The following is a 15,048-nucleotide window of genomic DNA, read 5'->3' as shown; positions in this document are numbered from 1 at the left end:
TAGCAAGTATAGTTGGGCGCTGCGAGGCTGGAAACATGGTTAAAACCAGAAGCCCAGCCGCGTCTAACCCCTTAATCCCGAATTGGACGCGTCCACGTGTCTAACTCAGTTCAATTACATGGCCAGGCTGACCGAAGCCGATGATGGCCATGTGAATGGCCGGATGCGCAAGCGCAAACTCGATGGCCTGCGTCACACCAATCTGCCGTTGACTAGCCGCAGCCACATCTTGCTGATAGAGCGACAGGGGAAAGTACGGCGTCTTGAGCGTATGAGCACTGGGCGGTGCGCCCAAAATCGCGCCGGCCGCCAGGACGCGAATGGCCATCGCGCCCATTTGTTGCTGCTGGCAGTCGGCCAAAATGTTGCCGTAATTGCGATCGGTAATCTCGGGCGGCATTGCGAGGCCAGCACTGGGATTGAGCATGTTATAGGGCAACTGAATGGTATCGAACTGGCCGCTTCGAATGACCGCGCGCATCGCTTCGGCCTGGCCGGTGCCCGTCAAGCCGATGAAACGCGCCAGACCCTGCGACTGCACCGCGCGCATCGCCTCAAGCACTCCGCCTGGAGCCAGTACATCCTCGGGCGATAGCGATGCAGGTTCATCGCCACGCCGCGCAGTCAGTCCGTTATGCAACTGCAACAGCGTAACTTGCGAACGTTGCAGTCGAGCCAGGCTGCGTTCGATACTGCGCAGCACCTGGCTGGCGGCGTCTTCTGTCGCCTGAGGATCGATGCGAACCTTGGTGGCAATATGGATCTCGTCCGCAGCGGCAGTGCCAATTTGTTTCAGCGCCGCCCCCAAGTTGGTTTCGCTTTTGCCTTCACCGTATCCAGCCGCAGTGTCGATCCAATTGATCCCAACTTCCAGCGCCCGAGTCAGCGTGGCAATCTGCCGTTGGCGATCACTACCAGTCATCAAACCAGAGACCGGTCCCGCTCCTAGTGCAATCCGCGATACTGATAGATTGGTACGACCAAGTATGGTTGACTGCATAAATACCGTGGATTCTCAAATTCAAACTGCTTCCAGCCTGTGTGAACTGTGGCATAGGCTTCCAGCCTGTGTGAACTGTGGCATAGGCTTCCAGCCTGTGTGAACATTGACACCTTCGAACCGCTCGGCCCAAGCTACGGATCGAAACCTTTTTCTTTCGGTGCAAACCAGATGATCACCATACCTACCACGTAGATCATGCTGGTCCAAAATCCAATTTGACCATAATCTCCTGCGATCTGTTGGATCGGCAAGATAGCGATGCCCAAAACGACCATGGCCGCGACCACGCGACCAGTGTTAAACGAAATGCCCGTACCCGTCGAGCGCACATGCGTCGGAAACAACTCGGGTAGGAAGAGCGGTAACCAGCCAAAGTAGGTCACACCAAAAAAGCCTAACAAGAACACCATCCAATCAAAGTAAGGCTGATCGGGTGTCATCTGACTGAACATAGTCGAACTAACCGCAAACGTTGCCAGGCTGATCATAAAGTATGAAAGTCTGCGTCCACACAGACTGGCCAGGTAACCGCCCATTAAACTGCCGATGATCGCGCCTGATGAACGCGTGATTTGCGTCCAAGCTTTTTGGCGCGGATCTCCTTTGGGCTTGGTAGCGGCTTTTGACTCTGCTTGAGTGCGCGACTCATATTGATCGCGCCAAGGTATAACCCAATTCGCATTGGCTGCCGTACCCACAACTGGAATGGCGCCTAAACTGATGCCTAACAGCGTGCGATAGAGCAGGGGAGGGCGAAACACTTCTACGATCGGTGCCGAAGATTTGTTCGCTAGTTGCGGGGCCTGGCGGGCGGCTAACCACTTGGCTGACTCTGGCACCCAAATCAAGATCCCGACACCAATCAAAATTGGTGATGCTCCGATGAAAAACGTCCAACGCCAACTATCGCTGGTGATTGCAAAGTTGTAGCCGATAATGCCGAGCAGCACGAAACCAAAATTCGCCGCTGTCCCCATCACACCTGCCATCAGTGGGCGCGATGCCGAGGGCCAGGCCTCGGACACCAGCGCGACTGCGTTTGGCCATGCACCCCCAAATCCTAAACAGGCCAGAAAGCGCATTGTCCACATCAGATGCGGTTCATGCACAAACCAACACACCAGGGTCAAGCCTGAGTAACACAACACGCTCAACCCCATGGCGCGCGTGCGCCCGATGCGATCTCCCAACGCACCGAACAACCAACCACCACAGGCGGCGCCCAACAAGAATGCCGCTTGAAACCAGGCGAACCACGTCGTAATAACTTTCTCGGATATATCCGCCCCGAGCAGTTCGAGCATCATCTGGCGATGAATCAGAATGAACAGAGAGTTCTCTAAGCCCGCAAACATCCAAGCCAAGAACGCGGCGGCCAGTAGTAGAACGCGTCGATCACTCACTTCGGAATCCGATTCAGCGTGTAATATGCGTCAGCATGCAGTAAAGCTTGTCCCTGCCGATTGCGAACTCCACTTGCGACTAACTCGTGCACATACAAAGGTCGCAGCCCTTCGACCACCAGTTTAACGCTCTTACCATCATCGGAAACGTGGGCCGACGTAACTTTTAGCGTCTGAGTCTGGATCTCGTCACTGCCATAAGTCGCATGATACAGATAGGTATAACTCGACAGCGAATACGAAGCTACATTGGTCGCGGTGGCTGGATCAACTTCTTCGGTAAAATCAAGGATAAAACCATCGGCAGCGGCCCGCATTTGCTTGATTTCGAAAGGTATTTTTCCAGTCCACACCAGGCGTTGCAGTCCGTAGGCAGCCGTACCCAAGCTGCTCCAACCACGATTGGTCAGCCCTGCAAACATGCTGCCATCGTCGCCCTGACACAGTCGCAATACGGCCGAACCAAATCCCTGGCGGAATGGAATGGCGGCGCCTTGGTATTGGCCGTCTACCTTTTCCAGAAACACTCGATTCATTCCTGCCAGCGTGAATTCGCCGATAAACAGTTGACCAGCAAACGGACCAAACTTGCCTCCACTGGTATCACACACGATATCGGTGCTCGACTGGCCCACTTTTTTGTACGGCAACCACACGGCCGGTGGAGTCATCTGCGGCATGCGCTTCAGCGCCTCCGGATATGACAGTCCATCGGGCAGCGCACGAATGCCTTTGACTGGTGCGCCTGGAATGTTCTGCGAGGCTAGCGATTCCGGTTGATGCGTGAAGATACCGGGCCGCATGTGATGCAAGGTATTGGTCGGTACCCAATTGCCTTGTTGGTCGGTGTAAAACATATCACCGTCCAGGTTGGCCCCCAGTCCACTGGGTGAACGCATCCCAGCGCACACCGGTTGCAACTGACCATCGGGCGTAACTTTCATTCCCCAGCCCCGCCAACGACCTTGATCAAACTTGAGCGTGGGTTCGCGCAGCGCCCGCTTCAGTTGGTCACCGCGCAGGCCAAGTCCCAGATTGAGCGTCAGCCATAGATTGCCTTGTCCATCCAGCTTTGGTCCGTACGCATATTCATGATAGTGACCAGTTACACCCCAGCCTTTGGCCACCGTGCGATACTCGTCGGCCACATCGTCGCCGTCGCTATCGCGCAGGGCAGTCAGTTCCGATCGCTGGGCAGTAAACAACTGACCATCGTGGTACAGCAACCCTAATGGTTCATGGAGCGCACTAGCAAATTGATGGTAGGTAACATTGGCCGGCGGTTCATCGTAAATGCCGCTGAGCAACCAGACTTCGCCGCGTCGCGTGGCCACGGCCAGGCGACGATCCGGTAGCGCGGTCAAACCGCTGACTTCCAACACCACACCTTCGCCGGCTTTCCAATTGGGCGAGCGTGAATCGGTTGGCGACTGCGGTGCCGTAATGGAGATCAGTCGATAGTAATCGTTTTCGTCGGCCAGCAGTGGTAGTGCCCACAACCAAATCAGCAGCGTCTTGATGAGCTTCATGCTAGGAGTCCTTACCAACTGTAGAGTACGCTGAATTTGGTTTCGGGAGCGGCCGCAATCGGCACTAACACTTGCGATTGACCACTCACATTGCGACTGAAAGCCGAGGGCAACATCTTATCCGGCAAGGTGACGGTCAAACTGGACGCATACGTCCAGCTACTGCCGGCATGTTGGAGCTGTTTGCCACTGCCGACGGCGCGGTACCACAGGCCTTCAGCCAACTTGGGCGCATCGGGTTTTAATTTAATGGTCAGTTCGCGAATGATACCCTTCTTGGTCGCCGACGGACTGGACGTCAACTTGTTCTTCCACGCGGGATTGGCTTCCAGACGCTCTGGGGTAGCGGGCACCAGGCGATCAAAGACTTCGTAGGGCCCCACTGCATAATGAAACTCGGGCACGCCCTCTTTATCCAGCCGATATCCCCCAAACTTTGCCTGCGCAGCGGGCGGTTCCAAGGGCGAATCCAATTTCAGTTCAGGCCAAGGCGCGTTCTTATTCGGTAGCAGCGCCAGGTCCGGCCCCTGAGGTAACGGGATGCGCATAGTTGTCAGCGGCACAGCCATCGGCGCCATGCGATCATTCCAAGTGCCTTGGGCATCGATAAATCGATCCCCCCACAACTCGCCCAGGCGAACCGATTCAGCATCAAAGGCATAATGCACACGGCTCGGAAAACCAACGGCAATCGCATGTGTGCCAGCCAGTTGCATAAACGTGCGCAGTACGATTGGTTTCTCGCGCGGGATTAGCTCGAAGTTCTGCCGGCGTATTTGTTCGATCTTGTCGGGCAATGCCTGGCGATCGATATCTTCCAAGTAGGTCCACAAGGCAGCCACTTGTTTTTCAACGTCGCCCCCTAGAACTTCTTGATTGACACTGCCGGGAGCAAAGAAGGTGGGCATACGTGTGCGTGGTTTCAGCGAAGCGGGATTGAGCAAGAAATCATGAAACCACTCGCGACGCACGCGCTGCCCGATGCGGCCCACCTCAACACCCACGACCCCCGGCAAGGATTCGCCCTTCAGTGGATGACATTGAACGCAACCGAGATTGAAGAGCACCCGACCTGCTTTGACTAGTGTTGGATCCACTGGATCAAGCTTCTTGGACGCGGGCGCGGGCCCGACGCCATCGGCTTGCGCTAATTGATCGACCAGCGGATCCACTTCGCTGCCTGGATACTTGGGCATGCGTATTTGTAAGTGTGGACGCACTTCGCCATTGCCCACCAATACCGCTTTCAAATGCGGTGTCACTAGTTTGCGCCCCACACCGGTCAGGGGTGGAGGCAAGCGACCTTCATCGCCAATATCGACCTGACCCTTCGTTTCAAAATATCCATCGCGACCACGCGCAACACCTCCCAGACCATCGCGCACATGGCAGGCATAACAATTCAGTTGGAGCATGGTCGTGGCCACTTGCGACCCAGCGGTGCGTCGATCGCTAGCCGGTTTCTTCATAGCCTCTAGTGCGGCCGCGATGCTCGCGCGCTGCGCGTCATCGAGCGCGTAATGCGGCAGCGACTTCACCGGCTGCGCGGACAGACAACCGCGTTCGGCTTTCGGATTCAAACTTCGCAGAGCCTTGCCGCGCGGCGTGGCTTTCACTCCATTGGCCGAGTGACAATTGGCACATCCCAAACTTGTAAATAGTTTACGACCTTCTTCCTGCAGAGCACGGTTGATCGCGAGCCGTGGCGGATCAACCGGGTCTGTGGAGATCGATTGCAACCAGGCCACCAAGTCGGCCGCATCCGCCGTGCGGAGTTTCATGTTCGGCATACGTCCCGAAGCACGAACTGTACCTGGATCGAGCAAGAACATGGCCAGCCCTTGCGCGGTGTACTTGCTGCGCATATCGGGCAACGGAATCGACGGAATCGTACGAGCCACATGCGCCAAGCCCATCTTGGCTAAGTCTTCTGGCTCGAGTTCTTCCAGCATTTTCTCCAGCGCGGGATCGGTCTTGGCATTGCCGACTTGATCTTGAGCCGGTGCATGACAAGCGACGCAGCCCGACTGATGATAGAGCTGTTTGCCGGTGGCAGCGTTGCCTTTGTTCCAAAACTCATGCAGCACTGGATTGGCGCCCGATGCTTTCAGCTCCGGAAAAGGTGTTTGTTGACCGGTGAGAAAAGCGACCAGGGCTTCGATCACCCGCGGCTTTTGGGCCGCATCAACACTGTTTAATACATCGGGCATCGTCGTGCCCAGATCGATGCTGCTGGGATCATTCAAAAACCGCGCGAGCCACTGAGCTTTCAATCGACGACCGACCGATTCCAGTTTGGGACCACCCTTGGATTCAAGACTGGCGTCGCCCGCGGCATGGCACGACGTGCAACTCAGCTCTGCCAGAAGCAAGCGGCCTGCTTCGACTTCTTCCAGTTCGCCGTGCCTGGCAAAACGTTCAAAACCTATGACGTGCGCAGAAACATCAGCTGCATAAACTGTAAAGCCAGTGGCAAACCCAGGCCAACAACAGAACCAACAACAGAGCAGGCCAAGCGGAACAGCCTTGATAACCATCGTCACCAACCAGCATCTTGCAAAGTTGAAATCAAAGAGAACGCAGGAGTCGTATTATAGACATAGATATCAGAGAGAGGTCACCTCTCCAAGGCTTCGCCTTGGGGAGGTCGAATCGAGTCGTAGCGAGATTCGGGAGGGGTCTTCGGCAGTGCGAGTAGTTAGTACCGCAGGTGTCTTGCCTAGCGCAGTTGCCCCCTCCCGCAGACGACGGCTAAACGCCGCGTCTGCGACCTAGTATATAGCGGCCAACTAAGATGTTCATGTTCGACGTCGTTGCAACGGTGTCGGACTCAGCTACCCAGACAGTTTATCGACCCCGAACGAATGTACACATTTGTAGCTCGTGGGGGAGCGAAGTCGGGCAGCTGATTGTTTTCTATCCGAACGGTCGCTGAGTGCTCTTCGCCAAGTGCGAGGAAGCCTGAATTTACTAGGTAGGAGTTTACAATGACAACATATGATCGCGTGATCGGCATTGATGTAGCTTCCAAGAAGCTAGACATTTCCGATTCCCAGGGCAAGCTGCCTTCAACGATTAGCAACACGGTCTCGTCCATTGGCAAGTTGATCGAGCGCATCCAAGAGCCTGAAAAGACACTTGTGGTTTGCGAGAGCAGCGGTGGTTATGAGAATATCATGGTTGACCTGCTACACGAGGCGAAGGTCAACGTGGCGGTGGTCAACCCGCGCAAGACTCACTACTACGCCAAGGCACACGGGTATCTAGAAAAGACGGATACCATTGATGCCAAAGTAATTCGGCATTTTGGTGAGCAGGTCAAAGTCCATTTGACCAAGCCGCTTACCGAGCGAGAGAAGAAGCTTCGGTCGCTTACGCGTCGTCGAGTACAGGTCATGACGATGATCAACCAAGAGAAGAATCGCTTGCGTTTTGAGGATGAGACGGTCAAGCAATTCGTTGAAGAGAGCTTGAAAATGCTGAAAAACCAGCTAAAAGCTCTGAACGAGCAGCTCAAGGAGCAAGCCAAGGAGATGAGCAAAGAGACACCTAACGTAAGGATCATCTCCAGCGCGCCAGGCGTGGGTCTCATCACGACAGTCACTCTGTGTGCTGAACTTCCTGAACTTGGAAAAATCTCTCGTACGGAAATTGGCAAGCTTGTTGGTGTAGCTCCGATGGCCAACCAAACCGGTCAGAGCGATGGCAAGAGACGCATTCGCGGAGGTCGATCAACGGTGCGTCGTACACTATACATGGCGGCCTTAGTGGCAACCAAAAAGAATCCAGTGGTCGAGAAATTCTATTCGAGGTTATTAAGCCGAGGAAAACCGAAGAAGCTGGCGTTGATCGCGAGCATGCGAAAGCTGCTCCTGATCCTTCACGAGATGGTACGTACGCAAACGATGTGGGACCCCGAGAAGAAGGCACGTGACCAAGCTGTCGCCAGCCTGGCCACGGGCGCTACGTGCTCGGCGGGTCATTGACTCACCGGCGACTAAGTTATCCCTTACAAAGTTGCGTCCCCGCAGAGCTTTGCTATGTTTCACTTAGCACAGTTCATAGTAATGCTGCGCCTGTAGGAAATCAAACATTGAGTTACCGGCGCCATGCCTTGAAAAATCCCGGGGGTTTGGGGGCTGGCCCCCAAGATGCCCAAGCGAAGGGAAGAAATTTAAGATTCTTCCTTGACTACCAACTAGACGGTCGCTCCCCCGCTGCGCGGGAGAGGTGACGTCACCTCTCCAAGGCTTCGCCTTGGGGAGGTCGAATCGAGGCTTTGCGAGATTCGGGAGGGGTCTTCGGCAGTGCGAGTAGTTAGTACCGCAGGTGTCTTGCCTAGCGCAGTTGCCCCCTCCCGCAGACGACGGCTAAACGCCGCGTCTGCGACCTCCCCCGCTGCGCGGGAGAGGTGACGTCACCTCTCCAAGGCTTCGCCTTGGGGAGGTCGAATCGAGGCTTTGCGAGATTCGGGAGGGGTCTTCGGCAGTGCGAGTAGTTAGTACCGCAGGTGTCTTGCCTAACGCAGTTGCCCCCTCCCGCAGACGACGGCTAAACGCCGCGTCTGCGACCTAGTATATAGCGGCCAACTAAGATGTTCATGTTCGACGTCGTTGCAACGGTGTCGGACTCAGCTACCCAGACAGTTTATCGACCCCGAACGAATGTACACATTTGTAGCTCGTGGGGGAGCGAAGTCGGGCAGCTGATTGTTTTCTATCCGAACGGTCGCTGAGTGCTCTTCGCCAAGTGCGAGGAAGCCTGAATTTACTAGGTAGGAGTTTACAATGACAACATATGATCGCGTGATCGGCATTGATGTAGCTTCCAAGAAGCTAGACATTTCCGATTCCCAGGGCAAGCTGCCTTCAACGATTAGCAACACGGTCTCGTCCATTGGCAAGTTGATCGAGCGCATCCAAGAGCCTGAAAAGACACTTGTGGTTTGCGAGAGCAGCGGTGGTTATGAGAATATCATGGTTGACCTGCTACACGAGGCGAAGGTCAACGTGGCGGTGGTCAACCCGCGCAAGACTCACTACTACGCCAAGGCACACGGGTATCTAGAAAAGACGGATACCATTGATGCCAAAGTAATTCGGCATTTTGGTGAGCAGGTCAAAGTCCATTTGACCAAGCCGCTTACCGAGCGAGAGAAGAAGCTTCGGTCGCTTACGCGTCGTCGAGTACAGGTCATGACGATGATCAACCAAGAGAAGAATCGCTTGCGTTTTGAGGATGAGACGGTCAAGCAATTCGTTGAAGAGAGCTTGAAAATGCTGAAAAACCAGCTAAAAGCTCTGAACGAGCAGCTCAAGGAGCAAGCCAAGGAGATGAGCAAAGAGACACCTAACGTAAGGATCATCTCCAGCGCGCCAGGCGTGGGTCTCATCACGACAGTCACTCTGTGTGCTGAACTTCCTGAACTTGGAAAAATCTCTCGTACGGAAATTTCCAAGCTTGTTGGTGTAGCTCCGATGGCCAACCAAACCGGTCAGAGCGATGGCAAGAGACGCATTCGCGGAGGTCGATCAACGGTGCGTCGTACACTATACATGGCGGCCTTAGTGGCAACCAAAAAGAATCCAGTGGTCGAGAAATTCTATTCGAGGTTATTAAGCCGAGGAAAACCGAAGAAGCTGGCGTTGATCGCGAGCATGCGAAAGCTGCTCCTGATCCTTCACGAGATGGTACGTACGCAAACGATGTGGGACCCCGAGAAGAAGGCACGTGACCAAGCTGTCGCCAGCCTGGCCACGGGCGCTACGTGCTCGGCGGGTCATTGACTCACCGGCGACTAAGTTATCCCTTACAAAGTTGCGTCCCCGCAGAGCTTTGCTATGTTTCACTTAGCACAGTTCATAGTAATGCTGCGCCTGTAGGAAATCAAACATTGAGTTACCGGCGCCATGCCTTGAAAAATCCCGGGGGTTTGGGGGCTGGCCCCCAAGATGCCCAAGCGAAGGGAAGAAATTTAAGATTCTTCCTTGACTACCAACTAGACGGTCGCTCCCCCGCTACGCGGGAGAGGTGACGTGCTTACACCCCTGCTGCCAGTTCATCGAGCGTCACCAATTTGGCCTTAGCACCGGCCGATCGCACCACGTCTAAAATCATGTCGAGCGTTTTGAAATCGGGATCGACAACTCCCAGGCAAGAAGGATGGGCCAGAAAGTCAAACGCCAGACCTTGATCGATGCAACGCAGTAGGGACTGGCGAATCACATCGACAAACCAGTCGACCTTCCAACGCCCGGTGCGAAAAGCTCCGATATCGCTGATCGGACTCATGGGCAATTCAATCAAGCCATCGTCGTAGCGAAAGGGTTGGGCCGCCGTTTGGGCAGCGGTGATGCCGTCGATAACTTGCGCACTGGGCTGCTGATGCGACTGCGTATTTGGATGAGCCGGGTAGAGACTGCTTACCCAAGTAAAACCTTGCTCCATCAATTCAGCTCGCACTTCGGGGTGGTTGCGCAATCCATCCGCAAATCCACCGGGCGTGCGAAAGCCAGCGGGTTTCTCGATGGCCAGTCGCTCTTTCATGGCCTGAGAGCATAAACGTATGTTTTGACGAATCACGTCAAACGGTTCGGCTCCACCGGCCAGCCACGGTGAACGAGCGAAGCGATACTGAACATCTGCCAGGGTCTTGGCGGTGACGTTAACGTGATCATAGGTGTGATTGCCTAGCGGATGGCCAGCCGTTTTCAGTTCCGTTAGCCAATCGACGTTGGCTTGCTCCAGCACGCGGCCAACGACAAAAAAGTGCACGCGCCCGCCAGCCTCCGTCACTCGTCGCGCGGCGCCTAGTGCATATTGCTTAGCCGCCTCATCGAGGTTTCCCTTCTCGTAATCCCAGTGCGTAGTTTCCCAGGTGGGAAAATTGCGACTCATCTCCAAGTCCAGCGTGATCGCCACCCGGGCCACCGACGGTGAGTCCGGCGAATTGACTTCGGTTGGCAGGGCCTCGGTCGAAAGCGTTTCACTGACTGCGGCTGACGACCGCCCAGTTAATATGACCGAACCAGCCAGTGCCATGCCCAATTGCAACGCAGAACGACGCTTAAGATGGCCGAGCGTGTTCACTTGGCACCTCCGGCTATCTCAACCCACGATACTTGAGTGATCAATTGATTGAGCGCCGCATACGATATGGCGGCATTGACCGCATAGCGCGGCGAAGTATTCGATGGAAAAGTGGCCAGCGATGCATCGGCTACCAAGAACACATTAAAGTCTTGCGATAAATTCTCGTAACCGGCCGTCGTTTTGCAAAAGCACATGTCAGTTGCATAACCGGTCAATAGCACATGGCGAATGTGGTTCGCTTTCAAAAACTCACGCAGCGGTTGGTAACCTTCCGCATCGTAGATCACCACATCTTGCTCTGCCACATCGACATCCGTGGTCACCGGAATCGGCAGCTTCCAAAAGCCGGCGTTGTTGAAGCGATCTCCGGAATCAAGCCCCGGAAACTGTTTGAAATAGTCGATTACCGGTGTCTCGCTTGAAAGCTTTAGTTCACTAATCAAGGGTTGACCTTGGTAGTTGAACTCGCGCAGAACTCTATCGAGTTCTCGCGCTCCTTGAGCACGCTCGCTGGCGGTGGGCGTGTGTTGAAAGGAGCGATAGAGCTGGCGGCGAATTGGATCGCACGCGCCCGGCAAACTGTACAGCACCATGCCTACGTGAGGTCGCAAGCGATTGATTAGCGGTTTGACAATCGTGCGCGTATGTTCGGCGGCCAGGTGGTTCTTTTCTGGCGTGCAGAAGTCGGCTACGCCATTGGGCTCTGGAGTGTTCCAACCTTGACCGTCATCAATTCCCCAGGGATGCACCATGATCACGGCGGTATGGGCCGCTTGCAGGTGATTGGGCATTTCGATAATGCCCCGCGCGTTGTAAGAAAATCGCCAGGCCCGCACATGCAGATCGGCTTCGGGCTCGTCAACAATGGCTGGAGCTTCGAAGTGCGCCTGTTCGATGATCGGCTGGAAGAACTTGGGATGATCGGCCAGCAGCGGTTTAGGATTCTCGATGCGCTTGAGCTGGTTGGAATAAGTCCGCGGCGACTGTGCACAGACTTGAGTGGCCAGGCTGAAACCAATAAGGGCTATTGTGATGCGCATCATAGTTGTCATCCTGGGACTGCGTGAATGTGCGTTAGGATCTCAAGTAGGCAAACAAATCTCGAAGCTCTTGCGGCGTTAATTGTTTTATCAAGTCTTCCGGCATAATCGAGCTAGGCGCGGGACGCACTTCGGCTATTTCATCAGCTGCAATTGTCTGCGTTTCACTTTTAGCGTTGATCAGTTTCACACTACCGTCGGGTTGTTCGGTAACGATACCCGTCAGCACGCGATCATCTTGAGTCCGTACGATCGAGCTCATGTACTCTTTGCGAATGACGGAACTGGGATCCACCAGGCTGACTAGCAGAAAATCGCGATCCGTGCGATTGGCACTGGTTAGATCAGGTCCCACGGCGCCGCCTTGGCCATGGAGTTTATGGCAGTTGGCGCAATGTTTTTCGAACAAGGGTCGCCCACTGGCGGCGTGTCCCTCGGCAGCCCGCAAGTCGTTGTTCAAGCGACGCACTTCGGCCAGTTTGTCTTCGGGAGAGGCTACATTCAGTTTTCCCCAATGCTTGAGAACTAACCGGTCGATCTCGATGTCGTTGTGCACGGCCAAGGTGCGCACTTGGTCGAGCGATACCGAGTCTCGCGCAATTGCGCCCGACTCAACCTGATCGAGCCAGGCCCGCGCAGACGATATGCGTGAGATGAGTATCGCGTGAATGCGTGAACCAATCGGTTTGGCCTGCGAGTGTGATAAGCAAGACATCAGCATGTCAGTCACTTCCGCGCTATCCATCTTGGCCAGCACATCCAGCGCAGCCAGAGTCAAGGTGTCACTGGAACTCTGGTGGAGCAACATGGCTCTTAAGGGTTTCAAAGCCTCTGCATGAGGATGTTCGGTCAGCAGTCCAAGCGCTCGCAGTCGATCGCTCTCGACTGCATCTGCTGACTCCAACACTTTAATGGCATCGAACTGAGGTTGTGGGTTGCCCATCAATATTGCCAAGCGCGACAGCGCGACGTGCTGCGGCAGCTTGGACCAGTGCGATTGCACGATGCCGCTCAAGCTGTGCGCAGTGGCGAGCTGATCGCGCTGGGCGCGGAGCTCTTTTGGAACTTCTTGCCAGCCAGCCAAAATAGGTGCCCAGATGTCGACCAACTTATCTTCCGGTGCCACGTGGATGAGTTGCGCGATTGAGTCGAGCCCTTCATCAGTTCCTTCGGCCGCGTAGCGGCGAACCAGTCGCGGCCACAAGACTTGCTGTCCAAGGCGACTTTTCCACAATGTGGGACGCACGAAACGACTCATCACTTCGCTACGACCAGAGACACTATGTCTCTCAACCGCCCACCACCACTGCAGCGGCAAGAACGGATCATCGAAATCGATGTCGCGATTGATGTTGGCGTTGATAATCGGCAGGGCTTGATGCGCAGGCAATCTAGCAGCGGTGGAAGCCAGTTGACTGCGCACATGTACGTCGGGCTCTTGCTCAGCCAGGCTATCGAGCACATGGGCCAAATTTCCTGGTAATTGACCACAATCTCCTAACCAACGAATGGTCCAATAGCGAACCGGTGCGTGTGGACTGGCCAGTAACTGCGGGGCAGCACTATAGAGGTCAGTGCTGGACTCGAGCGTCGGGTCGTGCAGAGTCATCCAGCTCCACAGTGATTCAATAGCCTCACGTGCATCGCCCGCAGCGATTGCTTGTTGCAAAAGCTGAGATCCAACTTCTTGAGCATTGCGTCTGGCAAGTTCCTGACGAGCTCGACGGACAAGCCATTGATTGCGATGGGTATGCAGTTCCAATAGTTGACCAGTGGAAAGCTGGCTCAGGTCGCCGGCTGCTGCGGAGGAAGTTGAATCGCGCTCCGCAGGCTTGATGGCATAGATGCGACCGTTGGTGCGGTCCCACTGGGCATCGGGATCCGGGTGGGCTGTACGGGCATCATGCCAATCGGAAATATAGACACAACCATCGGGGCCCGTGGTAACGTCCGTCGGCGCAAACCAACTGTCACGACTGTCGAGCAGTTGTCCCAGCGTGTGCGTTTTAAAGGTTGAACCCAACGGTTCGATGGCATGCCGATAGGCGGCATGCCCCAAGAGATCTCCAGCCAAATATCGATTGCGATACTCAGGCGGCAAGGCATCAGCTTGATACACCATGCCGCCGACAGTCACATGCCCGCCACGAAACTCTGCGTGTTGTGCATGTTCAAAGTAACCGTAGCTGTAAGGATTGTGCAATTGACCATGCTTGGCAAACGACTTGACATAGTTACCACCTTGCACGCCATGCAACAGAACATAGCCGCCATAGTTGGTGCTGTAGAGCAGATGGCCATCGGCATCAAAATCGAGTCCCCATGAGTTGCCGCCTCCCTCACAAAACAATTCAAACGCTTGGGTGCGCGGGTGATAACGCCATACTCCTTGCTGAAATTCGATACCGCGGATTTTGGCAGTCACCGTGCTGCCCTGGCAACCATACAACCATCCATCCGGCCCCCAGGTCAACGAGTTGGCTACGCTATGCGCGTCTTGCATGCCAAAACCTGTCAACAAGACTTCGGGATCGCCGTCGGGCACGTCATCGCGATTGCGATCAGGATAAAACAGAAGATAGGGGACGTTCAGCACAAACACGCCACCGTGCCCAAAGGCGATCCCGGACGCGAGATTCAAGCCGCTAACAAAATCGCGACTTGCATCCACTCGACCATCGCCATCGGTATCTGTAAGAATTGTGATGCGATCCGATCCACGCGGTCCATGTGGTGGTGGCGGCGGCACTCGGTCGTACTCGGTGCGCGAGTAGCGATCGACCTGCGTACGTTTAAGCCCTTCGGGATTGGGATATTGAAGGTACTGTACAACCCATAACCGACCGCGATCATCAAATTCGATGCACACCGGTTGCCTGACCAGCGGTTCACAGGCGACCAGTTCGACCTTCAGTCCTTCGGCCACCTGCATCTGCTTGACCGCTGCTTGCGGTGGAAAACCCTGAGCCATTAGGTGCGGG

General features: G+C 55.1%; 9 protein-coding genes. 2 read left to right on the top strand and 7 right to left on the bottom strand.

All coding sequences use genetic code 11. The annotated features are described in order from the left end of the window. Positions 1 to 100 precede the first annotated feature (100 nt). The 4 genes from SH573x_RS05935 to SH573x_RS05920 form a co-directional block, all read right to left on the bottom strand. A complete protein-coding gene (locus tag SH573x_RS05935; protein WP_479353409.1) occupies positions 101 to 1,000 on the bottom strand; it encodes an aldo/keto reductase in 900 nt (299 codons plus the stop codon). A gap of 134 nt (positions 1,001 to 1,134) precedes the next feature. Beyond that, complete coding sequence (locus SH573x_RS05930) at positions 1,135 to 2,406, bottom strand: MFS transporter (RefSeq protein ID WP_479353408.1); 1,272 nt, start codon at positions 2,404 to 2,406, stop codon at positions 1,135 to 1,137. Continuing rightward, entirely contained in the window at positions 2,403 to 3,935 is a 1,533-nt protein-coding gene (locus SH573x_RS05925; protein ID WP_479353407.1) for a DUF7133 domain-containing protein, read from the bottom strand. The genes SH573x_RS05930 and SH573x_RS05925 overlap by 4 nt, the downstream gene beginning before the upstream one ends. Before the next feature lie 11 nt (positions 3,936 to 3,946). Then, positions 3,947 to 6,472: a c-type cytochrome gene (locus tag SH573x_RS05920; protein ID WP_479353406.1), complete on the bottom strand. Its 2,526-nt coding sequence runs from the start codon at positions 6,470 to 6,472 to the stop codon at positions 3,947 to 3,949. Positions 6,473 to 6,922: 450 nt separating this feature from the next. Here SH573x_RS05920 and SH573x_RS05915 point away from each other — a divergent pair, with 450 nt between their 5' ends. Both SH573x_RS05915 and SH573x_RS05910 read left to right on the top strand, forming a co-directional pair. Continuing rightward, positions 6,923 to 7,921 carry an IS110 family RNA-guided transposase gene (locus tag SH573x_RS05915; protein WP_479353405.1) on the top strand — a complete coding sequence of 333 codons (999 nt, stop codon included), beginning with the start codon at positions 6,923 to 6,925 and terminating at the stop codon, positions 7,919 to 7,921. Between the two features lie 801 nt (positions 7,922 to 8,722). Continuing rightward, positions 8,723 to 9,721: an IS110 family RNA-guided transposase gene (locus SH573x_RS05910; protein ID WP_479348882.1), complete on the top strand. Its 999-nt coding sequence runs from the start codon at positions 8,723 to 8,725 to the stop codon at positions 9,719 to 9,721. 253 nt (positions 9,722 to 9,974) lie between these two features. Here SH573x_RS05910 and SH573x_RS05905 read toward each other — a convergent pair whose 3' ends face one another. The 3 genes from SH573x_RS05905 to SH573x_RS05895 are packed head-to-tail and all read right to left on the bottom strand — an operon-like array spanning position 9,975 to position 15,038. Continuing rightward, positions 9,975 to 11,024, bottom strand: a complete 1,050-nt coding sequence (locus tag SH573x_RS05905) for a polysaccharide deacetylase family protein (RefSeq protein WP_479353404.1) — start codon at positions 11,022 to 11,024, stop codon at positions 9,975 to 9,977. Further along, on the bottom strand, positions 11,021 to 12,070 hold the full coding sequence (locus SH573x_RS05900; RefSeq protein ID WP_479353403.1) for an isochorismatase family protein: 1,050 nt from the start codon (positions 12,068 to 12,070) through the stop codon (positions 11,021 to 11,023). Before SH573x_RS05900 ends, SH573x_RS05905 begins: the two co-directional genes overlap by 4 nt. 31 nt (positions 12,071 to 12,101) lie before the next feature. Continuing rightward, positions 12,102 to 15,038 (bottom strand): PVC-type heme-binding CxxCH protein, encoded by a 2,937-nt coding sequence (locus SH573x_RS05895; RefSeq protein WP_479353402.1) that lies wholly within the window; start codon positions 15,036 to 15,038, stop codon positions 12,102 to 12,104. Between the last annotated feature and the right edge of the window lie 10 nt (positions 15,039 to 15,048).

Source organism: Rania fehmarnensis (genome assembly GCF_056494185.1).
This window is presented reverse-complemented; position numbering and strand designations above follow the sequence as displayed.

Coding starts and splice junctions, on each gene's coding strand:
- SH573x_RS05935 (WP_479353409.1), bottom strand. CDS start 1,000: ATGCAGTCAACCATACTTGGTCGTACCAATCTATCAGTATCGCGGATT.
- SH573x_RS05925 (WP_479353407.1), bottom strand. CDS start 3,935: ATGAAGCTCATCAAGACGCTGCTGATTTGGTTGTGGGCACTACCACTG.
- SH573x_RS05920 (WP_479353406.1), bottom strand. CDS start 6,472: ATGGTTATCAAGGCTGTTCCGCTTGGCCTGCTCTGTTGTTGGTTCTGT.
- SH573x_RS05915 (WP_479353405.1), top strand. CDS start 6,923: ATGACAACATATGATCGCGTGATCGGCATTGATGTAGCTTCCAAGAAG.
- SH573x_RS05910 (WP_479348882.1), top strand. CDS start 8,723: ATGACAACATATGATCGCGTGATCGGCATTGATGTAGCTTCCAAGAAG.
- SH573x_RS05900 (WP_479353403.1), bottom strand. CDS start 12,070: ATGATGCGCATCACAATAGCCCTTATTGGTTTCAGCCTGGCCACTCAA.
- SH573x_RS05895 (WP_479353402.1), bottom strand. CDS start 15,038: ATGGCTCAGGGTTTTCCACCGCAAGCAGCGGTCAAGCAGATGCAGGTG.